Origin of the sequence: Muribaculum sp. NM65_B17 (assembly GCF_004793735.1) — a bacterium.
In the GTDB taxonomy this organism is placed as follows: domain Bacteria; phylum Bacteroidota; class Bacteroidia; order Bacteroidales; family Muribaculaceae; genus Muribaculum; species Muribaculum gordoncarteri.
This window is the reverse complement of sequence record NZ_SRYY01000005.1, coordinates 13,279-37,474: the sequence shown is the minus strand read 5'-3', so window position 1 is coordinate 37,474 and position 24,196 is coordinate 13,279. Positions and strand designations below refer to the sequence as shown.

Annotated in this window: 13 protein-coding genes; 2 read left to right on the top strand and 11 right to left on the bottom strand. The window is 52.4% G+C overall.

Features of this window, described 5'->3' with window-relative positions; genetic code table 11:
* Positions 1-69: 69 nt before the first annotated feature.
* Entirely contained in the window at positions 70-990 is a 921-nt protein-coding gene (locus E5354_RS08435; protein WP_123396219.1) for an NAD(P)-dependent oxidoreductase, read from the bottom strand.
* Between the two features lie 19 nt (positions 991-1,009).
* Positions 1,010-2,077: a 3-phosphoserine/phosphohydroxythreonine transaminase gene (serC, locus tag E5354_RS08430; RefSeq protein ID WP_123396218.1), complete on the bottom strand. Its 1,068-nt coding sequence runs from the start codon at positions 2,075-2,077 to the stop codon at positions 1,010-1,012.
* Between the two features lie 217 nt (positions 2,078-2,294).
* On the opposite strand from serC, the gene bioA reads away from it, so the two are divergent.
* On the top strand, positions 2,295-3,578 hold the full coding sequence (gene bioA, locus E5354_RS08425; protein WP_123396217.1) for an adenosylmethionine--8-amino-7-oxononanoate transaminase: 1,284 nt from the start codon (positions 2,295-2,297) through the stop codon (positions 3,576-3,578).
* 30 nt (positions 3,579-3,608) lie between these two features.
* On the opposite strand, the gene E5354_RS08420 is transcribed toward bioA, so the two are convergent.
* From E5354_RS08420 to E5354_RS08385, 9 genes are all read right to left on the bottom strand, one after another.
* On the bottom strand, positions 3,609-7,214 hold the full coding sequence (locus tag E5354_RS08420; protein WP_246863778.1) for an ATP-binding protein: 3,606 nt from the start codon (positions 7,212-7,214) through the stop codon (positions 3,609-3,611).
* Positions 7,215-7,231: 17 nt separating this feature from the next.
* Entirely contained in the window at positions 7,232-7,618 is a 387-nt protein-coding gene (locus tag E5354_RS14350) for a two-component regulator propeller domain-containing protein (RefSeq protein ID WP_246863777.1), read from the bottom strand.
* 75 nt (positions 7,619-7,693) lie between these two features.
* Positions 7,694-9,016: a DUF6055 domain-containing protein gene (locus tag E5354_RS08415; protein WP_135947201.1), complete on the bottom strand. Its 1,323-nt coding sequence runs from the start codon at positions 9,014-9,016 to the stop codon at positions 7,694-7,696.
* A 132-nt stretch (positions 9,017-9,148) separates the two neighbouring features.
* Positions 9,149-11,479 (bottom strand): DUF6055 domain-containing protein, encoded by a 2,331-nt coding sequence (locus E5354_RS08410; protein WP_135947200.1) that lies wholly within the window; start codon positions 11,477-11,479, stop codon positions 9,149-9,151.
* 72 nt (positions 11,480-11,551) lie between these two features.
* Entirely contained in the window at positions 11,552-12,832 is a 1,281-nt protein-coding gene (locus tag E5354_RS08405) for a DUF4859 domain-containing protein (protein ID WP_135947199.1), read from the bottom strand.
* A 68-nt stretch (positions 12,833-12,900) separates the two neighbouring features.
* The gene (locus E5354_RS08400) at positions 12,901-13,935 is read right to left on the bottom strand and encodes a DUF4859 domain-containing protein (protein WP_135947198.1); all 1,035 of its coding nucleotides are present in this window, start codon (positions 13,933-13,935) and stop codon (positions 12,901-12,903) included.
* Between the two features lie 35 nt (positions 13,936-13,970).
* Positions 13,971-15,635 carry a RagB/SusD family nutrient uptake outer membrane protein gene (locus E5354_RS08395; protein WP_135947197.1) on the bottom strand — a complete coding sequence of 555 codons (1,665 nt, stop codon included), beginning with the start codon at positions 15,633-15,635 and terminating at the stop codon, positions 13,971-13,973.
* 14 nt (positions 15,636-15,649) lie between these two features.
* On the bottom strand, positions 15,650-18,670 hold the full coding sequence (locus E5354_RS08390; RefSeq protein ID WP_135947196.1) for a SusC/RagA family TonB-linked outer membrane protein: 3,021 nt from the start codon (positions 18,668-18,670) through the stop codon (positions 15,650-15,652).
* Between the two features lie 48 nt (positions 18,671-18,718).
* On the bottom strand, positions 18,719-21,178 hold the full coding sequence (locus E5354_RS08385; protein ID WP_135947195.1) for a glycoside hydrolase family 127 protein: 2,460 nt from the start codon (positions 21,176-21,178) through the stop codon (positions 18,719-18,721).
* A 293-nt stretch (positions 21,179-21,471) separates the two neighbouring features.
* Here E5354_RS08385 and E5354_RS08380 point away from each other — a divergent pair, with 293 nt between their 5' ends.
* Positions 21,472-24,195, top strand: a complete 2,724-nt coding sequence (locus E5354_RS08380) for a glycoside hydrolase family 97 protein (RefSeq protein ID WP_135947194.1) — start codon at positions 21,472-21,474, stop codon at positions 24,193-24,195.
* Position 24,196: the final 1 nt, after the last annotated feature.

The following is a 24,196-nucleotide window of genomic DNA, read 5'->3' as shown; positions in this document are numbered from 1 at the left end:
GTGTTAAAAGTTACAAAATAGGGCTGCCCACATAGAGCAGCCCTCATGTTATCAAGGAATTAGAGTTTTCTACTTATTCACTTGGAATTTATTGATTCCATCACGCAGATAGGCCACAACCTGATGTGCGGCGGCGATTCCTGCGTTTATGTTGGCTTCCGAGGTCTGGGCTCCCATCTTCTTGGGAGTAAAGAACACGCGGTCGCCAAATTCAGCCTTCAGCGCTTCGGCATTGTCGGGCTTCACATCGGCTACATACTTCATGTCGGCACGATCGGCGAGAGCCTTCTGCAATCCCTCCTCGTCAATCACCTCCTTGCGGGCTGTGTTGATGAGCACGCCGCCCTTGGGCATCTTGGTGATGAGCTCGTAATTAACGCTCTTCTTGGTGTCGGGAGTTGCGGGAATGTGAATCGACACATAATTGTTGTCGGCGTAGAGCTCCTCAACCGAATGAACGGGAGTGACACCGGCCTCAACCATAGCCTCATCGGGGCAGAAGGGGTCGAATGCCGACACCTCCATGCCAAATCCCTTGGCTATGCGGGCAACGTTACGGCCTACCTGACCAAAAGCCTGTATGCCAAGACGCTTGCCCTTCAGCTCGGTTCCCGATGTTCCGTTATACATGTTGCGCACTGCCATCACTGCCATACCGAATACGAGTTCGGCAACAGCGTTGGAGTTCTGTCCGGGAGTATTCTCCACAACAACATTGTGGGCTGTAGCGGCTGCGAGGTCCACATTGTCATATCCGGCACCGGCACGCACCACAATCTTAAGCTGCTTTGCGGCGTCGAGCACTTCGGCGTCGATTATGTCGCTGCGTATGATTATGGCGTCGGCATTGGAAGCGGCATTGAGCAGATCCTGCTTGCTGCCGTACTTTTCAAGAAGCTCGAGTTCATAACCGGCCTCTTCTATCACTTTGCGTATACCGTCAACAGCAACGGCTGCAAACGGTTTTTCGGTGGCTACCAATACTTTCATAGTCCTAATGCTCTCCTGATTAATGTTTTGCCTCAAATTCCTTCATTGCGTCAACAAGCACCTTCACGCTCTCGATGGGAAGAGCATTGTAAAGCGATGCACGGAAACCGCCAACCGAACGGTGACCCTTGATGCCCACGATGCCCTTGGTCGATGCAAAGTCGATGAACTCCTTGTCGAGTCCGTCATATTCGGGCTTCATTACGAAGCACACATTCATTATTGAACGATCCTCGGGAGCAACGGTACCTACAAACATCTTGCTTGAATCGATGGCCTCATAGAGAAGCTCGGCCTTGGCAAGGTCGCGACGCTCCATCTCCTTTACGCCACCAAGTTCCTTATAGTACTTGAGGGTCTGCAGTGCCGAGTAGATGGGCAGCACGGGAGGAGTGTTGAACATCGAGCCCTTCTTTACGTGGGTGCGATAGTCAAGCATGGTGGGGATTGCGCGGTCTACGTGACCGAGGGCATCCTCCTTGACAATCACGATGGTAACGCCGGCGGGAGCAAGATTCTTCTGAGCTCCGGCATATATTACATCATACTTTGACACATCAACGGGACGGGAGAAGATGTCGCTCGACATGTCGGCTACCAAAGGCACCTTTACATCGGGATCGTAACGCATCTCGGTTCCGTAGATGGTGTTATTTGAGGTGAAGTGGAAATAGTCCACATCATCGGGTACTACATAATTCTTGGGGATGTTGGTAAAGTTGGCTTCCTTGCTTGACGCAACAACATCCACCTCTCCAAAAAGACGGGCCTCTTTGATGGCATTTGTCGCCCATGTTCCTGTTTCAAGATAGGCGGCTTTCTTCTTCAACAAGTTATAAGGAACCATGCAGAATTGCATTGAAGCGCCTCCACCGAGGAAAAGGACATGATAGCCCTCGGGAACCTCAAGCAGCTCCTTGACGAGGGCTTGGGCCTCATCCATAACTGCAACAAATTCCTTACTGCGGTGCGACACTTCAAGAATCGACAAACCTGTTCCCGCAAAGTCCTTGATGGCCTCGGCGGTGTTTTTGATAGTGTACTCACTCAGAATCGATGGTCCGGCATAAAAGTTATGCTTCTTCATAATTTCTACGATATTTTAGGGGTTGGTTGCGCAAATTTAATGATTTTAAATGGAGCGCATAACTAATTTGGCAAAAAAAACGCCTTAATTACTGAAATTTTTCCGTAAATGGCGAAAATAACTCACAATCCATCCCTAAATGACCATTTATCGCACATTTTTTTAATTTCTTTCAGTAATTTTGCAATACATTCTGTATTCTCAAAACAACCCCACCATGACCAATCAGGAAATCGTATATGACAACTGGGACCGCGAACACCTGTGGCACCCCTACACTTCAACCATAAATCCATTGCCCACCTACAAGGTCGACTCGGCTGCCGGAACTACAATCAAGCTCGTCGACGGCACCGAACTCATCGACGGAATGTCATCGTGGTGGGCCGTGATACACGGCTATAACAATCCACGCATAAACGAAGCCATAACCCGACAATGTGAAAAGATGTCACACGTGATGTTTGGCGGTTTGACCCATGAACCGGCAATCGAGCTGGGGAAGCTGCTGCTCGAAATTGTGCCGCCGTCGATGAACAACATCTTCTACGCCGACTCGGGCTCGGTGGCAGTCGAAGTGGCCATGAAGATGGCTATACAGGCTGCGGTGTCACGCAGCGGCAACCACGAGAAGAGCAACTTCGTCACCATCCGTTCGGGCTATCACGGCGACACTTGGAATGCAATGAGCGTCTGCGACCCCGTGACGGGAATGCACGGAGCATTCGGCCCGGCTCTTCCCATTCGCTACTTCGTTCCCGCGCCTGAAATAGGGTTCTACGACGAGTGGCATCCCGAAACTATGGCACCGCTTGAAAAGACTCTCGCCGAGCACCACGACTCCATTGCCGCACTGATTCTCGAGCCTGTAGTGCAGGGAGCGGGAGGAATGCGATTCTACCATCCGCAATATCTCGTCGAGGCTCGCCGCCTCTGCGACCGCTACGGCGTATACCTGATATTTGACGAAATAGCCACGGGATTCTGGCGCACAGGGCGCCGCTTTGCCTGGGAGTGGGCCGGAGTGGAGCCCGACATCATGTGCATAGGCAAGGGCTTGACCGCCGGCTACCTCACCATGAGCGCAGTGCTCACGACCAAGGATGTGGCCGACACCATTTCACGCGGCGAGGCCGGAGTGCTCATGCACGGCCCCACATTCATGGGCAATCCGCTGGCATGCGCCATAGCCATTGAGTCGATCAAGATGCTCAACGAGCAGGACATGGCATCGCGCATCAGCCACATCGAAAGCCTGCTGAAGCAGGAGCTGGCTCCCGCCGCGTCCAACGAACGAGTGAAGAATGTGCGCGTACTAGGTGCTATCGGAGTCGTGGAGATGAACGACCCCGTCAATGTGGGCGAATTTCAGAAACGATGCGTCGAAAAGGGAATATGGGTGCGCCCCTTCGGCCGTAATGTCTACATCATGCCTCCTTATATAATAAAGGACGACGACCTGAGGACACTATGCCGCAGAATGATCGAGATTCTGCCCTAAGAGCCGGTTCGACAATAAATATTAACGGCTCTATAGCGAGTGTGGAGTGAACTCTCCGGGCTTAATGCCGAACTGCCGCTGGAAACACTTCGAGAAATATGACGAACTGTTGAATCCAACCATGTAGCATATTTCGTTAATGCGGTACTTGTTTTCGGCAAGAAGCTTTGCCGCCTTCTTCAGGCGCGTCAGCTGTATCAGCTCATTGGGCGTGACATTGGCAAGAGTCTTTATTTTGGCATATAGGCCCGATCGGCTTATGCCCATGCGGTTGGCAAGGAAATCGACCGACAGCTCCGGATTGGAGAAGTTCTCCTCTATTATATTGGTAAGCTGCGTCAGGAACTGGTCGTCGACCGGGTTGGGCGCAATCGTGTTTATAGGTTCAAGAGGTGTCTGCGAGAATTTCTCACGCAGAAGCTTGCGCATCTCTACAAGGTTGTGGATGCGCGCCTCAAGGTAGTTGACCGAGAATGGCTTCTCCACATAAGCGTCAGCCCCGCAGTTCAATCCCTCAATCTTGGAGTAATTGTCGGTCTTGGCCGTGAGCAGGATAAACGGAATGTGACTGTAGTTGCAGTTGCTTCTCACCGCACGGCACAATTCGACGCCGTTCATCACCGGCATCATCCAGTCGCTCACAATGAGCGCAACTTCGTGACGCGACAGTTTGTCAAGCGCCTCCTTGCCGTTGACAGCCGTCACCACCTCGTAGTCGGAGTTGAAGTTGCTCGTGATGAACTGAAGCATCTCCTCGTTATCGTCGACAATCAGCATCACGGGACGCGACACATCGTTGACACCCCCGTCGATTGCGCGCGAACAGCCCTTATCCTCGGCGGGCGACATAATGTCGTTGCCGGCCGAGGCAGTCACTCCTTCCTGCCTGAGCGGCAAGGTGACGATGAATGTCGCGCCGTTGCCGAGCGACGACTCAACCTTTATCTCACCCTTGTGAGCCTCGACCACACTCTGCACGATGCTCAATCCAAGTCCGGTGCCGCCCTTCGACTCTCGGTTGTCATCCATCACCTGGAAGAAGGGCTTGAATATCTTCTCCTGATTGTCACGGCTGATTCCCACACCGTTGTCCGATACCGATATGGTGAACCATCCCTGCCCCTCATCGGCGTGACAGGCAATGACAATGCGATCCTTCATGTACTTGCGCGCGTTGTTTAGCAGATTGCTCACAAGCTTGGTCAAAGCCTCGGCATCGACATCGGCTTCGATGTCACGCTCGCATTGCTCGACAACAAGCTTGCCACCCATCTGCTCTATCGACGGAGCAAAACGCTCGGCCACAGCCGTGACAAGATTCGTCACATTCTGCCTGCTGAACTGCACGGTGAATCCGTTTTGCTCAACCTTCTTGAAGTCGAGCAACTGGTTCACGAGAAAGAGCAGTCGCTGACTGTTGCGATTGATTATATTCAAGTCGTCGCGGACTGTCGGCGACAATTCACCTGGCGAACGCATGATTTTTTCCAGCGGCCCTATTATAAGCGACACGGGAGTCCTTATTTCATGCGCGATCATGGTGAAGAATGACATTTTGGCCTGATACACCTCTTTCTCCTTGTTGGCACTGACACGGCTCAGCTCCACCTTGTGCTGCTTGTCGTAGTAACGCAGCAACAGACGAATCAACAGAAATATCAGCCCCAACGCAAGAAGCACATAGAGAATCTTCATAGGAATCGAGGCATACCACGGAGGCAATATTTTGATGTGCAGCGTTATGCCATCCTCGTTCCACAGATTGTCATTATTGGAGGCCTGCACCATCATCCTATAGTTGCCCGGAGGCAGATTGGTATAGGTGGCACGGTTGTCGCTGCCGGCGTTTATCCATGTCTTGTCGAAGCCCTCGAGCTTGTAACGCAGATGATTCTTGGACGGATTAACGTAACTCAACGCCGAGAAGCTCAGGCTGAACAGATAATCCTCATGCGACAGTTCGATACGCTCGACACTGTTGAGCGACTTGGGAAGTCGCGAATCACCCACCTCGACCACCGAGTTGACCACATCGAGCTCGGTGAACGCCACCGGCGGCATTGCCTGATTAGGGCGTATCTGATAGGGATAAAACGAGTTAAGGCCCTTAATCGTACCGAGATAGATGCACCCGCTCGAAGTCTTGAGCCCGGCATTCAGCATGAACTGATTGTTGGACAGTCCGTCAAATGTCGTAAACAGTTCCGAACTGCCGTCGACCAGCGAATACCTCACAAGCCCGTTGCTTGTCGTGAGCCACAATGAATTCTGGTCCTCGATGACCGAGAACACTATTTTACTCGGCACATCGCCTATATTGATAATCTCAAAACTGTCGCGCTCGGGCACGTAACGGCACAGGCCGTTGGCCGTAGCCACCCACATCCGGCCTCGCGAGTCAATCGTAGTGCAGTTGACATGATTATGAGGCAACGCACCCTCGTCACCGGAGAAGCGATAGTTTTTCCACACTCTGTGACGAGTGTCGTAACGGAACAGCCCCTTGCCCTGGGTCGAGAACCACAGATTGCCCAGGACATCCTGGTCGATGTCGATAGTCATAGCCCCCAGGCTGCGCACACGCTTGAAATTGTCGGCCTCGCGGTCATAGAGGTTTATCATGTCCATCGTCGACACCCATATATTGCGGTCGCGATCGCGGTAGATGGCATAACTGCTCCACCCGTCGAGCGAGCTGTCGTCGCCTTCGCGGGGGTAGTAGTGACGCATCAGGTGGGTCTTGATGTTGTAGACACCCACACCGGTTGTGTAAGTGCCTATCCACAGGTCGTCGCCGTCGAGGCACAGCGCATGCACGTTGTTGTTAAACGGCACGGCTCCGGTCGAGGGCAGCGCAACGTGACTGTAGCGTCCCGTCGAAGGAGTGTAGTAACACAATCCGCCGTCGTCCGACGCTATCCACACATTGCCCATGCCGTCCTCGCAAAATCCCGATATGATGTCACCGCTCACCGAGTTGACAAATCGCGAGTGACGATGAGCGTTGAACTGCTTGAGGTCGGGTGCCAGATAATTGACACCGCCGTAGAAGGTGCCTATCCACATTCCATCCTCACGGTCACGCAGTATGGGATAGACAAACTGGTCAGACAACGACCTTCGGTCGAGCTCGTCATTCTTATATAGAGTGTACTCGCCGCTCTTGGGATTGAACACGGTCAATCCGGTATCGGAACCGATGAAAAGAGCGTCATTGCTCCCCGCGGTTATCGAGTGGATGTGAACCAGCCCCCTGTCGGCACCGGGCTGCAGTGCGGCATAGGCCTCGCCCGTGAAGGGGTCGAAGCGGTAAAGCCCCGAGTCCCACATTCCTATCCACATGTTGTGGGCCTCATCCTCGACCATGGCCACTGCAATTACGTGAAGCGGACGGCCGTCGAGCTTGAGCTGCAGCGGCTTGAAAGTGTCATCGCTCTTGTTCAGCTTAAATAGTATTCCCCGTCCCTGATTACCCATGACCCACACATCGTTGCGAGAGTCGACATAGATCCTGCCCACCATATTGGAAAGCTGCGGAAACTCGTAGTTAACCACATCGCCGGTGACGCTGTTCACCTTGAACACGCCGTTGCCGGCCACGGCAAGCCACAGGTTACCGTCCTTGTCCGAAGTCATGTCACGCACGTAGGAGTCTATGCGGCTGGTGCACGCGGGAGCATAGTGCAACTCAGGCGCAAGAATCTTTTCAGTTTCAGGATCGTAATAAAAAAGCTGTGTGTGTCAACACCTATCCATATCTTGCCGTCAAGCTCATGCATCGACGACACAAAATCGTCCTGAAAATGCTTGCCTTCCACCTTGCTTAACGAGAATACCCTGAAACGCTGACCGTCAAACCGCACAAGGCCGCCGTCGGTGGCAAACCAGATGAAGCCGCGGCTGTCCTGCATGATGTCACGCACGCAGTTTGACGGCAATCCGTTGTCGGTCGTGTAGTGACGGAACGCAAGATTACTCCCCGAAGCAAGAGCCGCAAGCGACATCAAGCCGGCAATGAATAGTAGGCACAATTTTTTCATCAGTCAATGTTAAGGCTAAAACCAAAGATAGGAATATTTACACAGATTATTAAGGTCACTCACTTCACCGACGCGTCACTTCCTCAACGCCGTACCCGAAAGCTTGATGCTGTAGGGCCACTGCGCGTCAACCTCATTGTTGTCGCGTCCGTGAGGATTCATCCAGTGCTCGGCAGGAGCTCCCATGACCACGAGCCACAGGTGGGCGAGCTGCTTGTCGGCGGGCGCGGTGTACTCGATGCGTCCGTGACGGTCACGCTTCATCTCGCCGTAAGTGGCATTGCCGTCAGCATCCACGGCCACAAGTCCGTAACGCCATCCGGCCTTCGCCACATTGACGCTGTTGTAACCCTTGCGGCCGGCCTCGCCCTTGAAGTCGACAGTCACCTTCTTGCCCGGAGCCGGCACCTCAAGCGCAATGGCGTTGAAGCCGTAGTTCTCGGGACAGTTTGACGGAGCCACGCGGTAACGGCCGCCGGCATCCACCATATCGGTATGCCACAGGTTGGCATAGGGGCGCATATTGTCACGCACGCGGTCGATGTCCCAGTTTATCAGCCGGCGCTGCATCATGAACATCTCGTCGTTAAACTCATCCTGCGTCATGTCGTTGATGCGCTTGTAGGTGATTACCGGGTCCTCGCCGCGCTTTCCCTGGCGGAACAGTTCGGCGATTATGGGCCGGCCGTGCTTCTCGCCCCACAGTTCAAGCACGTAAGGCGAGCGGTATATGTTGTCGAGGTGAAGAAATGCCTTGTGAGTGCCGTCACGGTAGGCGTTCAGGTGATAGTTCTCGTCGGTGGGCCAGTCGGGATTGACCTGCCACAGCATCCACTGCGACGCCATCTCGAAGAATCCGCTTCCGCCCCAGCCTTCGCCCTCGCCGTCACACGACACCTGCGACTGGAACGAGTGTCCAAGCTCATGGGCTATGCAGTTTAGCTTTTTGTCCTGCACGCGGTTGGGAGCTATCCACAGCGCGCCTATCTCGCCGTCATAGTCACCGCCGTAGGCCGTGCCCTCAAGCGAGTAGTCGAGCATCACCATAATGCGATACTTGTCGGCCTTGGTGCCCGGCTTGACGAAAGCGAGGTCATTGTAGAAAAACTTGTAAAACGACTCCAGCCGGTCGAGCAGATTGGCAAGGTCCACCTTCATGTCATGTCCCTCAAGGTCGGGAGCGGCGGCGATGTTGCCGCCGAATCCGGGAGCCCAGAAAAGCACGATGTTGTCGGTGCAGGCCATGCGGTCGTAGCTCCACTTCGACGCAGGGTCGGTGAAGTCGTTGGCACGCAGCTCTTTGGGGAGATATATGCTCTTACCTTTATATTCGGTCACCTCGGCCGTTAGCTGAAGCGACGACAGCAAAACAGCTGCCAAAACAAATTGCTTGATCATGAATTTTCGTGTTACACAATTCAAAGATAGTGTAATTTTCCTTAATTAGAAAATGAAAAAGGAGGCATTGCAAGGTTGCCCCGCAATACCTCCTCAACCTTAGAAATAAATACCGACATTAAATATGCCTAATTAAAAAAGCTTCATACGTGAATAGGACACCCGCTTACCCAATTCCGTAGTGGCACCACGGAATTTATAGGTGACTGTAACGTTGATAGTCTTTTCAGAGGATCCCTTCTTGTACACATAAACGGGATGCATCACCATTGTGTCGCCTGGAGCACCTACAGCTCCCTTTTTGCCGAGTATCAGGTTGGCACCGTTCAACTCGTAATATATCGTACCTTCAGCATACTCGATGGCGGTTCCGTCAACAGTGAGCCAGTAACCGACATTAGCTGTAGGCATATTGGATATCGAACCGTCAGCGTTCTTATTGAACACCACGATCTTACCATCTATTTTCTCCACAGCCTTACCTACTTCGGGTGATACGACCGACTTGGATAAGGTTGCGGCATCCATTCCGAGGAATTCGGTGACATCGGGCACAGTCATGTTAAGACCTCCGGCAATCCAGTCGCTGTTTTCAGGGTCGACACTTAAGTCATAGGTGACATTAAGGGTATTGTCGTCGACTTTCTCAAACACCGCTACCGACGGCTCTACATAATTGTAAACATCGGTGCCGGTGAGAGTTATCGTATAAGGCCACTGCTCGTCATTGGACTCCTTGTCATCCCAACCCGCGCGATTATAGGTGTCAGGCGAACCCATTATTACGAAATAGAGTTCCGAAGCTCCGGCAGGCACGTTGTAGGATGCAGTTCCTGTAGCACCTTTGCTCATTTCGGAGTACTGAGGCACTCCGCCGACGATTGCCACATAGCCATAACGGAAATTGGACGATGTGTTGCGCTGTGTATTATAGCGTTTAACCGAACCCACAATGCTACCGTCGCCGTTAACCTGTGTTCCGGGATCCTTTTCGGCGAGAGCACTGCCTGTTTCAAGGGCATCTACCTTAACCGATACCGACTTGCCGGCCGAAGTCATAAGTCTTATGACATTGAATCCGGTAGTTCCGGGGGTCGACTGATAACCTACCTGATACTTGGAATCGTCAACTCGGAACAATACGGTCGAATAGTTACCCTTCACTTCGGGAGTAGCATATTCGCGTATGCCGGGGATGTCGTAGTAAACCATGTGAGCCGCATAGTCGTAAAGCTCGTCGTAGGTCTTCTGAATATCCGATCCGTTGTAGAGGCGTGTATAGGTTTCAATGGGGTCTTCAGGGAATTCCGACTCACGCCAGATGCGTCCGTAAGCCTCCACTCCGTGACGGTTTACCCAGTCATGCTGCAGCCAGTAGCTTGCATAGCGCATCCATTCATGATAGAATATGCGATGACAATTGGCTGTCCATGTAGGCACATGATAGCCAAACATCTCCTCGGGATAGTCAACCTGGGCCTGCCACTGGGCGCACTGCTCCCAGTAAGAGCAACCGCCTTCACCGTTGGGGCCGAAACCATAACGGAAACCATGCTTGTAGTTGTGGTCGTAACCCTGTTTCTGAATCTTGTCGGCATATACCTGATACTGGAACGAATGTCCTATTTCGTGAGCGATTGTCGAGCCGACGGGCTGACAGGTAGCCGGAGTAACCCAAAGCGCACCTATCATGTCGTCATAACCCGAACCTGTTGCCACCCACGATTCAGGTGTAGGATCGAGAAGATATATCTGCATCTTGTAGTCGTCGAGTGTCGACTGACCCTGACCAAGTACGGCCATGCCGAGAGTCATGATATTGGTCTGGAAGAAATGCTCGGCCTTGGCAAGAAGATCATCGATATCAACGCGGTCACCGGGAGCTACATGTGAGCCGTTGGGATCGTCGCCGAAATATTTGTCCCAGAACACAAAGAAGTGTTCGCTCGATTTATAACGCGCAAACGAGAATTTTGAATTGCTCTTCAACATTCCCGATCCATGCTCTGAATTTGCCCAGAATTTATCATAATCGGGGATGGTCGACGGGTCGATTTCTTCAGTAGGAGGCTTGGGTGCTTCGCCACTCTTTCCGGGCTGATTCACTGTAAATTCCTCGCTCATGTCACCGGCCGAAATTCTGAATTTACCGGTGCGGCCGTCGGTGGAAGTGTTGGCTCCTACAGTAACGGTCAATTCAACATCACCGGTGCTGACACCGTTATTGGAAAAAAAGAGCCAGGTGGCTCCTTCAAGAGCCTGAGCCGACCATCGCTTGTTGGCCTTGAACTTTATTGTAATCTCGCTCTGCTCAGCCGATGCGACACTGAATGTACGGTCATTGCTTGAAAAGACCAATGCCGGCGACATGTCCGCTTCATCAGCGTCGGAATCAGAACAACCTACCGATGCAAATGCCAACGAAAATATCGCAAAGTACAATAATAAATAGTTTTTCATCATAATGATTCTCCTCCTTATATTAATGCAAGGAGATGGCCGTAGACGGCCATCCCCTGCATATAATAGAGCTTATTAGAAGCAATCGATATTAGCTTCAATTTCAACGTACTTAGTCACATTGGTTCGCAAAGCATAGACGAACTTCAATGTGTAAGTACCTGAAGGAACATCATTGCTGCGGCCGATATAGATGCCGTCCTCCGATGTTTCGATATAGAACGTATTGCTGGGATAGCTGCCTGTCCAGCCTGTGGGCAGATACTTATCGTCGAGCCAGTAACCGATGCCGTTAGCGGTATAGTTGCTGTCCATATCCCAGTTGCCGGTAGCCTGATCGATCATGTACATGACTACGGGAGCGGTGTCGCGGTCAGAAGTCACTGCCGAAACAAATCCCTCTACATCAAGGCTTATGCCTGCCTGCAATGCATCGGCAAGAGCGTCAAATGTAATGAGAGTGGGAGCATAAGCGGCATCAACGATTTCCATGTTCACGATTGCCTTGTTGCCGTCACACTCTACATCCACAACCGGCTCGTAGGTAGGACAGAGAATGTTGACTTTGAAGATGATGTAACGCGACTTGTCGGAGTTGGCGTATGCAAACTCAACATCAAACTCAGCATTATCAGGTATGTCAACACCTCGGCCTATATTAACTTCTTCATCCTCGGCCCATGTTTCCACATATATGGCATTATCGGGATATGTACCGTCCTTCCAGCCTACATTTTCCATATCGGTGTTGAGCCATGCGCTGCAACGTGTTCCCGCGCTGCTCGCAAGATTCCATTCTCCGTCATTGATTATGTAGAAATCGATGTCGCCGTCATTACTTATGCCCTGAATGAATTCATCATAGGTCATGCCCATGTTGCCTTCAATATCCTTTCGGTAAGAAGCGAGCGACAATGCGCCGGCCGAAAAATCGGTAGTTCCTGTTTCAACCGAAGCCGATACGCTCAACACACTTGCAGCATCGGTGCAGCCGCCTTGGGTCACAAGGATATTCTGCACACCTTCGCCGCACTTAACTGTCACTGTAGCCTGACGCGGCGACAAATAATCGTTGTGTTCAAAGGTCATGAAGAGGCGATGTTTGCCAAACTCACCCTTTTCAGGAGTAAGTTTCACCCATGAAGCATCGGTAGTCGCGCTCCAGTTTTCACTTGCCGAGAAATTTACCACGGCCTCGCTCTCATTCCACACTACACTCACTGCGGTAGCGTCAAGATTAAAGGGAGGCACTTCGACCACTATTTCATCATCGTCGTCACATGCCGTAAACATCGGAGCTGAGGCCAGCAGACACGCGGCAACGAACCATCTTGAATATTTAGCTATATCTTTCATTATTATTGCTTTTTTATCGGAACCGCATCCGGGAGGACAAGCCTCCCGGGACGATTACATGATTTTGTTTATTCAAATGACAAGTTAACCATGAATTTGATGTGCTTGTCAAGATCGGCAGTCAGCGCGAAGTCAACGATTATCGTAGCACTCTCTCCCGACGGAACATTGGGATGTCGACCGAAGTTGTAAACGCCTTCGGCTCCTTCAAGGAATATATAGCTTGTATCGCCGTAACCTACAATGTTTTGATCCTTGTCAAGCCACCAGCCCATCCAGTTGGTTGTCGACTTGGGACGCAGACCGCCTTCGCCTGTCACGCGCTCGCCATTCTTTACAAGGAACACCTGAATCGGGTCGTCTTCAAAGTTGGTCCACTGATATTCAGGCTCGCACTGGCCATAGAGCTTTATGAACTCCTTAGCCGAAAGTCCGAGAGCGGCTTGCAACTCAGCATCATACTTTGAGAAGTCAAGCGACCATGAAGCCCAGGCGCCGGCAGGCACGCTACCCGAACATTCAACAATCGAAGGATCGGTTACCACCAGGCTTATGGAGAAACGCACATAGTCGTCAAAGTCCCGGCCATTCTTGATTGCAAAGCCCATGTCGAGCGTTGTCAACGTTCCGGCTGCGGGGTCGTTGACGGCATGAATCTCTATAGCCTTCTCGGTTTTGTTGAGCGATGCCGTGAACACCGGATTCTGATCGGATGAAGCTACTCGACCGTTAGAGGTGTAGTACCATCCCGATTCGCCATTGTTGGGAGGTGTTATATCCCAGCACTGACGGCCGGTGTTGATATTGTAGAACACCACTTCGCCACGTTCGAGAGCGGCAACGGTTTCATCAACGGTCATATTGAGGAACTTATGGAACTGTGTCGCATAGTCCTTAAGATACACATATTGGGGTGCGTCGATATCAACCACCGAGAATACCCGTGATGCAGTTACGGTTGCCTCGTTGTTTGTGCGCAGATAGGGTGCTTCACCCTCAGCATAAACTTTCTTTTCTGAGGCATCGGCCGGGTCGTCACTGTTACAGCCTACGCCCGCAAAAGCCAATGCCGCAATGAATGAATATAGATATGTTTTTTTCATCTTGTTTTTCCTTTTAATGGTTTAAGGTAAGTACATTAGCTTGCATAGCCGGGGTTCTGAACCAATTTGGGGTTACCGTCCATAGCATCCTTGGGTATGGGGAACACATCGTAATGACGGTCGTTGGGATCGCTCATGCCATCCTTACAGAACCATGACTTGCCGTTCCACACATTACAGCCGTTGGTCATCATGAAACGCACAAGGTCCTGACGACGATGTCCCTCAGCCACAAACTCCCATGCAAGCTCATCGAGCAAGCCGCCGAGGATGATGTCGTCGCCACCCTCATGAGTGATAATCCAGTTGTCGGGCTGGTCGATCTCGGCACGGTTCTCACGATGTCCGTAATCGTAGCAGCTTCCGCCACGGAGCTGAGCTACAGTGCGAAGTGCCTTGCCGGGAGCCGTTTTGAAATTGCGCTGACGCACCTGTGTTACCAGTTCGGCAGCAAGGGCCTCTCCCTCACCGTTATAAGCACCCGAAATGCGGAGAAGACACTCGGCTTTCATCAACAGCACATCGGCATAGCGGAATATCACCTGATCGTCATAGCTTGTACCCTTGTCGCCTCCGAGAATCTCATATTTCACAAGACGCTCTCCCTCCTGCTCGTAACAGCCGGGGTTGTCGATTGAGCGAAGTTCATGAGTATAATTCAGCTGAATTCCATCAATATAGATGGGAAGACCGTCCTTGTCATACTGCGGACCCGAAATCCAGCAGTCGACATAGCGTTGGTCATCAGCGTCGTAGGTTTCGATAAACTGCGGGTGAGCGCCACCGCCTGAAGTTGCCCAGCCGTTGAATCCCCATGTTGCGCGACCGGCATTGCACATCCACAGGTTGGCATAGTAATTACCTCCCGCATACTTTTCCTCGTAGGGTATTCCGAAAATCACTTCGGGCGAAGCAGCAATACTCTCACGGAAGTTGTCCTTGTAGTTGGGCGAAAGCTGATAGCCCATTGCAATTATCTTATTGAGCTCATCGATACAAAGCTTATAGTAGGACTCGTCATCGCCGCCAAGCCATGCATTGTGATTGAGATACATCTTGGCAAGAAGCATGTTGATGGTAGCATTGTTCATTCGTCCAAGCTCCTTCTGGTCGCCAAATGCACCTTCAATGGCCTTTAGCTCCGACACGATATAATCGAACGTTTCCTGAGGTGTAGCCTGCTCCGGAAGCCAGCCTGCATCGTGAAGCTCACCCTTGTCAAGAGGAATGTTGCGGAAAAGGTCAAAGAGAAAATAGTAGTAAAGTGCACGGTATCCGCGCAATTCGGCAACCGCCGATTCCGATGAAGCTATACTTTCATCATTCAGAAGCTTGTTACATGAGTTGACACCTGCATAGGCGCGGCTCCAGGCTGTGGAGAAGAAGCCTATCTGGCTGTGAAACGTATGCTTGTGAGTGGGCACATAAAGGTCGCCCCAACCGATACCTATGCGATAAGGCACACACCAGAGGTCGGATGCCATGTCGGCAAGGTCGGTAAATCCGAACCATCCCCATATAAAGTCACGTAGTGAATTGTAAACAGGATAGAACATGGCGGCACGGTCGGCATCGGTAAATTCATAATCCTCAGCCGCTATCACGTCGTAGGTGGTTTCATCAAGGTCGGTACATGCGCTGATTCCGAGCATTGAGGCACCGACAGCTGACGCTATTATGGTTTTAAACGTTGTTTTCATTTAAGTCAAAAGATTTAGAAGTTGATGTTAAGTCCCAGAGTGAATGAACGTACTGTGGGGTAATTATCACGGCGCTCGATACCGGCCGATGTTGCATCCCCGTTGGAAAGCTCGGGATCAAGACCCTTGTACTTGGTGATGGTGAAGAGATTCTCGGCCGAGAAGTAAGCACGTATGTTGTTGACAAACTTGTTTTTCTTCAAAGGCACTGTATAGCCGAATGTAAGATTGGTCAGCTTAAGGAAGTCACCATTCTCAAGATAATAGCTTACAAATGTCTGCTTCTGGTTGCCGGCAAGTGTGCGGTCGCCATAAGGAGCCTCAAGAACCGACTGGAGGCGGTTGTAGTTAATTGAGTTGTTCTCATAGTAGGCGCGTGCCTCATTGAGAATCTTAAAGCCGAACTGACCGGTGAACTGCATCGAAAGGTCAAAGTTCTTATAGCGGAAAGTATTGCTCCATCCCAGATATACCTTGGGAAGACCGTTGCCGAGATCCTGCTTCATGTTGTCATCGGGAAGCATATCATCGTTGAGCTCAACAGCTTCGCCTGTTCTGGGATCCTCAACCATCCACAATCCGTTTTCGCTGACGCCAACCGATTTGATACCGAAGTAGTGGTCAACAGGTTTTCCCACCTCAAGGCGGTGAGTCGACTGGTTGATAGGCTCGCCAAGTCCTCCTGAGGGATGCTGGTTGGCTGTTTCATACATTCCGTTGGAAAGTGATATAAGCTTATTGCTGTTATGTGACAATGTCAAAGTGGTAGTCCACTCAAAGTCACGCACCTGAACGGGTATGCCGCGTAAAAGCAGCTCGACACCCGTGTTACGCATCTTACCTACATTGGCAAGTGTCTGCGGATACAAGTTCGGAGGAACGGGTACATCATACCACCAAAGCATATCCTTGGTAGTCTTGTTATAGACATCGACGCTACCGCCGAAACGGCCGTTAAACATATCCCAGTCGATACCCACATTGATTTCATGAGAGGTTTCCCACTTCAGGTCGGGGTTAGGATTCGATGCTACAACCATACCGGGAACCCACTTGCCATTGTTGTAGAAGTAGCGGCCGCCACCGAAGTCATAGCGGGTAAGAGCCTGATAGGACGATGACGGGATAACACCTGTAACACCGTAACCTGCACGGAGCTTAAGTTCATTCCACCAGTTGCTTATTGAAAGACCCTTCCAGAACTCTTCATTCATTACATTCCATCCGGCCGATGCCGAGGGGAAATTACCCCACTTGTGATTCTTACCGAATTTGGAGGAACCCTCGCGGCGCATCGAGAGAAGCAGGTTGTAGCGGTTGTCGTAGCCATAGCTTACACGACCGAAGAAACCTATCAGCTTGTCATCGTTTTTATAGCTTCCCATACGAGCCTTACCTTCCTTAAGTTCCTGACCAAGGCCGAGATTGTTATAAGAGAAGAAATCATTGTTGAAGTCGGCGTTCCATGCATTGAAACCCTCATACATGTTCTTCTGATAGCTATAACCTACAAGAGCGTCAAAGCGATGCTTGTTGTCGAATGTCTGACGATAATTGGAGGTCACCTCAAGGTTATTGCTTTGGCTATAAGAGTATGAATGGCCTGCATCGCCCGTCTTTCCATCGGTACGGTGGCTATAGTAGTCCGATGTACGGAAATAGGCATTGTGAGCATTTGAGCGGTCGGTCGACATCATCAATTTGGTCTGCCATCCCTTGATAGGCTCGATGGTGATGTCGCCTGTCAGGCGGCTCCATTCGCTCTTATATTCTCCTTCAAGTTCCTCAATGAGTCCAACGGGATTGTAGTAGTAGGTGATACCCAAATTTTCATACGGGCGTCCGTCGGTATCATATATAGGCTCGGTGGGGTTACGCATGATTGCATGACGATATACCTCGGTGGCTGCATTAAGAGCGCCATTCTTGTGGATACCCTTCACGAGATTCAAGTGTACCTTGATCATGTCGTTGAAGAACCAGTGCGATATGTCGAAGTTCATCTTCAACTCCTCATTGAAAGTGGTTATGATGACACCCTCGGCATTACGATAGGACACATTACCTGAATAAGTGGTGGTGGAATTTCCTCCGCTTATCTGGAAGTCATGGTTGTGAGTGAATGCTGTGCGTGACACTGCGTCAAGCCAATCCGTTTCATAACCGCGGTCCGAGAAGTTGGTAAGACCCTGACGAATCTGCTCGGCAGTCATGAATTTGTGCTTCTTGGCAAGGCTTGCCCATGACACATAGCCCGAGTAAGTGGCCGTGGTGTTAGCCTCGCCTCTTGAACCCGACTTTGTCGTGATAAGTATCACACCGTTGGCACCACGGGTACCGTAGATAGCGGCGGCCGATGCATCCTTGAGCACATCGATTGAAGCTATGTTTTCAGGAGGAACAGTTCCGAGGCCTCCCTCTACACCGTCGATGAGCACGAGCGGTGTCGAACCTCCTTGTAAAGAAATCACACCACGCAATCTTATGGTTGACTCGGCATTGGGGTCACCCGTACCTTTTGAAATAGTAAGACCGGCAACTTTACCTTTCACAAGTTCCGAAGCATCACCGATTGCACCTACGGTGAAGTCTTCAGACTTAATTGATGACACGGCCGATGTCACATCGCCTTTGCGCTGTGTACCGTAACCGATCACGACTACGTCGTCGAGCATCTGTGAGTCCTCCTCAAGCACGATGTTGAGCGGTGAGTTGCCCACGGTGACGGTGACGGGCTTGTAGCCGATTGACGAGATGGAGATTTCCTGTCCGGCCGATGCCTTTACGGTGAATCGTCCGTCAAGATCGGTGGCGACACCTTCCGATGTACCCTTAACGATTACACTGGCGCCGATAATCGGTTCACCCTGTGAATCGGTTACTACACCCGATACGGTTCCGTTCTGAACTGACTGTGTCGCTTGCAATGGTTCGGCGTAGGCCACGGGAGCGCTTATCGCGGTCCCGATGGCTAAGCACGCCGCAACTTTCAGTAAGTCTTTACTGAAATGGTTTAGATTTACATGCGGTTTCATTTAGTTGCTTGTAAGGTTAAAAAATTTATAAGATTAGATTATTTATAATCATGATTGGGGTCCATCGTTGACCTTCCACTCGATTACGCCTCCGCTCTGTCCGTCCTGCAGCTTTGCGGCAAGTTTCAGCGCGGTAGTCGTGACGGGCTCGATGGTCACGTGGTTGTAGCGGTCCTTCTCGGTGCCGTAGGCCGATGTCGCCTTGACTTCGCGCCAGCAGTTGGAGGAGTCCTTGTAGTAGAGCTGCCAGCTTTCGGGCACTCGGTAGTTGCCGTCGTAGTGGTCGAAGTCGAGCCAATAGACATCGACGTCACGCACCTCGACGGGCTCGTCAAATGCATAGCACAGGTTCTCGTTGGTGCCGTTGCGCAGCCACCAGTAGTGGTAGGGCTTCGAGGTGTCGGCGCTCGATGTGGGTTCCCACTGGTCGTTGTAGCCCCATGCCCACTGCAGGTTGGAAGTGGCGGCGGGTGCGTCGGAGGTCAGCGAGGTGGGCTCGGAGAACATGCGTGCGCGGCTTGCCACTGTGGGAGCGGGAGTTGCGCGGGCATATTCGGCAGCCTCGGGAATCCACACTGCCATCTGGTCGGCTCCGCGGTTGTTCCATGTGCTGTAGGGTATCGCCTTGACTTCCACATCCTTGACTGTGCCGTCGGGGAGAATCTGCTTGGCATTGGCCGAGAGAGTCATCACGCCGTTGAGCAATTCGGGCTCGTAGGCGGCGGTGAAGGCGGTGCCTTCGGGGATGAATTTGTCAAAGACAGTGCTGTCGGCCTGGTCGCGGCCTTCGAGGCAGAACATCACGGGGCCGCGCTGTATGGCGAGCTTGCCGCGGTCGTCGGCCACATTCTCATGGGCGCGTACCTGGCGCACATCCATAGGAAGTTCAAGCTCGACTACATCGCCGGCCTTCCATGTGCGGCGCACTGTGGCGTAACCGTCGCCGTCAAGCACGCGTGCGCTTGTGCCGTTGACCTTCAGCGTGTAGGGCTGCTTGGGAGCCGAAGTAAAGGTGTAAAGGTCGGTGGGAACGGGTGACTCGCCGGCCCATCCGGGAATGCGGAGGCGCAGAGCCCATTCACCCTCGTTGTCGGGGGTGATGGTGAATGTCACCTTGCCGTCCCAGGGATAGTCGGTTGTCTGGGCTATTGTCACGTTATTGTTGTCGGTGGCTATTTCGGCGCTCGACTGGATGAAGAGGTTCACGAGCACATCGTCGCCCTGAGTGGCATACATGTAGTTGGGCACGCTGGCCATGAAGCGGGTAACGTTGCCCGGGCAGCATGCGCAGCCAAACCAGCGCTGACGCTCGTGCTGTCCCATCGATTCGAGAGGATTGTCATAGAAGAACTTGTCGCCCGACAGTGAAACACCCGAAATCACGCCGTTGTAGAGGGCGCGTTCATATACATCGGCATATTTTGCATCGCCGGTGGCGAGGAACATGCGGTAGTTCCAGTAGACATTGGCTATGGCGGCGCAGGTTTCGCAGTAGGCGGTGTGGTTGTGCAGCTCATAGTCGGGACCGAAGCCTTCGCCCTGTGCTCGGCTACCGATGCCTCCCGTTATATATAGTTTGCGCGAGGCCATGTTGTCCCATATACGGGTGAGAGCGTTGAAGTAGGCGCTGTCGTTGGTGAGAGCCGCAACATCGGCCACTCCCGAATAGAGGTAGCCCGCGCGCACTGCGTGACCCACGATTTCATCCTGGGTGAGGATGGGCTTGTGGTCCTGCGAGTATTCGCTCAGGCGGTGTCCGTCGGTGCCGCGACCGGTTTCCTCAACGAAGTACTTTGCGGTGTTGAGATACTTTTCGTCGCCCGTCACCTTATATAATTTGGCGAGAGCCATCTCGGCGATGGGGTGACCTGAAGGCACGTGCTTCTGGTTTTCGGCGGGACCGAACACCTCACACACGAGATCGGCGTTCTTGATGGCCACATCGAGCAGGCTGCGCTTTCCGGTTGCGAGATAGTGGGCTACGGCAGCCTCATAGAGGTGTCCGCTGTTGTAGAGTTCATGGCTGTTGATCTTCTCCCAGCGATGAGTTCCCCACCATCCTGAAAGGCGCGTGCATTTATTGGTAACGCACGTGGTGAGATAACCGTCGGGTTCCTGGGCAGCCGCGATGAGAGTGATGACGCTGTCGAGATAAGCGTCGAGCTGCGGGTCATACTGAACCGCGAGCGAGTACGATGCACCTTCGATGATTTTGTAGGGGTCGGTATCGTCAAACGAGAAATCGCCGCGGTGCTCACCTTTCATAAGACCGCCGGCAATCGCGAAGTTGTCAAACCGTCCGTTCTTCTCACACTCCTTGAATGCCGAGGGAATCGACACGAGGCGGTTGGTTTCGATACGTGGAGCCCAGAACTTATCATCAATGTGCACTTGCGTGAAGGCAACCTCCTTGACCGGAGCGTCGGGAGCTTGGTAGGTGCCCTTTGTGCAAGCCGTGACCGTTAAAGCCACAGCACATGTAGTGATGAAATGGGGTACTAGATTCATTTCTCTTTTTTTGGTTAAAATTTGATTACTATATTCGACGGCAAATGTAGCGAAAGAGATTTTAGGCAAATGAAAAATTCGTCCAATTTGATGCAAAAATCGTACGCTATCGGGGCTTAAACAGCTGTTTTGGACGATTTTTCCATAGGTTTGGACATTTTTGTCAGTCTAATTCACGGCAATTTGCTTAATTTGCAATGTAAACATTTTTTCAATTTTCCACACGCCGAATGTAACACATGTTACACTCCCGGATGTGGACTCTTTAGTAATTATTTACCATCAATGCCAGCATGAAAATTTGCAGAAAAACATTAACGGTGCTATTGGCTGCGTTTACCTCAATCGCTGTTTGGGCCAAATCCTATACCGTGACATCACCCGACGGAATGCTTGAAGCTACCGTCGACGACACAGGCAAAGCAATCACATTGGGAGTTTCACGCAACGGCGTGGAGCTCATCAAGCCGTCACGCATCTCGCTCGACATCGAGGGTCGCAAGGATGCCTCATCGATAAAAAGCGCGCGCTCGCGACGCAATGTCACCGAGGCCGTCGACGCCGAGTTTTACCGTCAGAAACATTTCGACATTACCTACAACGAGCTGTCGCTGCGGCTCGACAACGGCACAGGACTGGAGCTGCGTGTATTCAACGACGGTGTCGCCTATCGCTACGTGACGCGCGACAAAGGCAAGCGCCTCACCATTGCCGGCGAAACAGCGCAGCTCGACATCCCCGGCGACCCCACGGTCTATCTCCCCTACACTACCAACGACGAGAAGCCCATGGCGATGGCATTTCAGAACATCTACGATGTAACGCCGCTGAGCCACGCCAAGGACAAGCTCATATTCCTTCCCGCGACGGTCGACTACGGCAACGGGCTTAAACTCACGCTTCTCGAGTCGGACCTTGAGGCCTACCCCGGAATGTGGCTGAAGGCCGACACCGTCAACGGCCGCCTCGACGCAAAGTTTGCCCCCTACCCCGTCAAGACCGACTTCTACCCCTGGCGCGTGCAGGAGTATGTGACCGAAACCGCCCCCTACATAGCACTCGCCGACGGCGCGCGCACCTATCCGTGGCGCATCATGGCCGTCACCACAAGCGACACCCAGATGCCCGTCAACAACCTCGTCTACGCCCTCGCGTCACCTTCGCGTGTGCCCGACACTTCGTGGATCAAGACCGGCAAGGTGGCCTGGGACTGGTGGAACGACTGGGGACTGAAAGGTGTGCCCTTCAAGGCGGGTATCAACACCGACACCTATAAATATTACATAGACTTCGCTTCGCAGAACGGCCTGGAATTCATCGTGCTCGATGAAGGATGGTATGACCCGAAGAGCGGCGACATGCTCACCGTGGTGCCCGAAATCAATCTGCCCGAGCTTATCGAATACGGCCGCAAACGCGGTGTCGACATCGTGCTGTGGACAGTGTTCAACGTTCTCGACCGACAGCTTGAGGAAGCCTGCAAGAAGTACAGCGACATGGGCATCGCCGGATTCAAGGTCGACTTCCTCGACCGTGACGACCAGACAGCCGTCGAGATGACCTACCGCCTCGCCGACGCTGCGGCCCGCCACAACCTCACGCTCGACTATCACGGCATCTACAAGCCTGCGGGAATCAACCGCACCTACCCCAACGTGCTCAACTTCGAGAGCGTCTTCGGCATGGAGGAGGTGAAGTGGACCGACATTGCCAACGACATGCCGCGCTACGACGTGACATTCCCCTATATACGCATGATGGCCGGTCAGGTCGACTACACCCCCGGAGCTATGCGCAACGCATCGAAAGCCGACTGGAAAGCAGTCTATTACAGCCCCATGAGCATGGGCACGCGCTGCCATCAGCTCGCCGCCTACATCGTGCACGACTCCCCGTTCACCATGTTGTGTGACGCTCCCACCAACTATCGGGGCGAAGAGGATTGCGTGGAATTCATTGCCGGATTGCCCGTGACATTCGACGAAACCAAAGTGATATCCGGCGAGATGGGCAAGTACATCGTGACTGCCCGCCGCAACGGCGGCAGCTGGTTTGTGGGCGGCATAACCGACTGGGAGCCGCGTGACATAACCGTCGACTACTCCTTCCTGCCCGAAGGCGCCACGTTCAAGGCCACAATGATGGTCGACGGAATCAACGCCGACAAGCAGGCGCAGGACTACGCCAAGACCACCGCCACCGTAACCCGCGACACAAAGACATCGGTGCATTTGGCTTCGGGAGGAGGATTTGCAATCCGTCTTGACCCGATGCCCGCCGGCCATGGCACAGTCACCGCTATTCCCGCCGAGAAGCGTGCGGCGATTCCCGATTTCTACAAGAAGTACATCGAAAGCGACGGCTTCTATGTCGTGTCGTCCGACAAAGTGAGCGACGAGGCTCTCGGACTGGCGTGTGACATCATCGGCTACATGCTACTGAAGCGTCCCGATGTGAAGCGTCACATGGTACAGCGCGGAGCTCACCTGATGGTGATAGGCAAAGACGAGCAGACCTGCGACATACCTGAGTTTCAGCACATCTGCACCAACGATCCCGACTCTATAGCATTCTGGAACTGGCGCGCACGAGGCTTCGGCGGTGCCCCCGAGGATGAACTGTCGTCAAGCTGCGGCGAGGAGAATCTGCTCGCACTGCCCGGCGACAAGTATGAGGGCGAAAACATTCTGATTCATGAGTTTGCCCACCTCATCCACATGCTCGGAATCGCCGAGATTGAGCCCGATTTCAACGACCGGCTCGAAGCCCTGTGGCTCAACGCCAAGGAAAAGGGATTGTGGGAAGACACCTATGCGCTCTCCAACAAGGAGGAGTACTTCGCCGAGGCCGTGCAGTCATTCTTCAACTGCAACCGATATGCCGAACCGGCCAACGGAATTCACAACCATGTCAACCGCCGTGCCAAGCTGAAAGCCTACGACCCCGACATCTACAAGCTCCTGAGCGAATATTTCTACGAAATCGAAATTCCTATAAAAAACCAAATTCACAAATAAC

What these genes read in the sequence shown, in the direction of transcription:
- E5354_RS08410 (WP_135947200.1), bottom strand. Translation starts at nt 11,479, where the DNA reads ATGATGAAAAACTATTTATTATTGTACTTTGCGATATTTTCGTTGGCA.
- E5354_RS08380 (WP_135947194.1), top strand. Translation starts at nt 21,472, where the DNA reads ATGAAAATTTGCAGAAAAACATTAACGGTGCTATTGGCTGCGTTTACC.
- E5354_RS08390 (WP_135947196.1), bottom strand. Translation starts at nt 18,670, where the DNA reads ATGAAACCGCATGTAAATCTAAACCATTTCAGTAAAGACTTACTGAAA.
- serC (WP_123396218.1), bottom strand. Translation starts at nt 2,077, where the DNA reads ATGAAGAAGCATAACTTTTATGCCGGACCATCGATTCTGAGTGAGTAC.
- E5354_RS08400 (WP_135947198.1), bottom strand. Translation starts at nt 13,935, where the DNA reads ATGAAAAAAACATATCTATATTCATTCATTGCGGCATTGGCTTTTGCG.
- E5354_RS08420 (WP_246863778.1), bottom strand. Translation starts at nt 7,214, where the DNA reads ATGACTTCGGACAAGGACGGTAACCTGTGGCTTGCCGTGGCCGGCAAC.
- E5354_RS08405 (WP_135947199.1), bottom strand. Translation starts at nt 12,832, where the DNA reads ATGAAAGATATAGCTAAATATTCAAGATGGTTCGTTGCCGCGTGTCTG.
- E5354_RS08385 (WP_135947195.1), bottom strand. Translation starts at nt 21,178, where the DNA reads ATGAATCTAGTACCCCATTTCATCACTACATGTGCTGTGGCTTTAACG.
- E5354_RS08415 (WP_135947201.1), bottom strand. Translation starts at nt 9,016, where the DNA reads ATGATCAAGCAATTTGTTTTGGCAGCTGTTTTGCTGTCGTCGCTTCAG.
- E5354_RS08395 (WP_135947197.1), bottom strand. Translation starts at nt 15,635, where the DNA reads ATGAAAACAACGTTTAAAACCATAATAGCGTCAGCTGTCGGTGCCTCA.
- bioA (WP_123396217.1), top strand. Translation starts at nt 2,295, where the DNA reads ATGACCAATCAGGAAATCGTATATGACAACTGGGACCGCGAACACCTG.
- E5354_RS08435 (WP_123396219.1), bottom strand. Translation starts at nt 990, where the DNA reads ATGAAAGTATTGGTAGCCACCGAAAAACCGTTTGCAGCCGTTGCTGTT.
- E5354_RS14350 (WP_246863777.1), bottom strand. Translation starts at nt 7,618, where the DNA reads ATGAAAAAATTGTGCCTACTATTCATTGCCGGCTTGATGTCGCTTGCG.